The 347-nt window shown below is 53.9% G+C and carries 1 rRNA gene; it reads right to left on the bottom strand.

Annotation, left to right across the window (positions count from 1 at the left end):
- A 16S ribosomal RNA gene (locus tag BHE89_RS22840) occupies nucleotides 1-347 on the bottom strand; the annotation flags it as partial.

The raw sequence follows: 347 nt of genomic DNA, 5'->3' as shown, positions 1-347 counted from the left end.
CCCTACTCGTAAGGGCCATGATGACTTGACGTCATCCCCACCTTCCTCCGGTTTATCACCGGCAGTCTCCTTTGAGTTCCCACCATAACGTGCTGGCAACAAAGGATAAGGGTTGCGCTCGTTGCGGGACTTAACCCAACATTTCACAACACGAGCTGACGACAGCCCATGCAGCACCTGTCCTCAGCGTTCCCGAAGGCACTCCTCTATCTCTAAAGGATTCGCTGGATGTCAAGAGTAGGTAAGGTTCTTCGCGTTGCATCGAATTAAACCACATGCCTCCACCGCTTGTGCGGGCCCCCGTCAATTCATTTGAGTTTTAACCTTGCGGCCGTACTCCCCAGGCG

The organism is Shigella sp. FC1967 (assembly GCF_001743005.1).
In the GTDB taxonomy this organism is placed as follows: domain Bacteria; phylum Pseudomonadota; class Gammaproteobacteria; order Enterobacterales; family Enterobacteriaceae; genus Proteus.
Note: the sequence above shows the minus strand (reverse complement) of the source record. Positions and strands in the feature narration are given on the sequence as shown.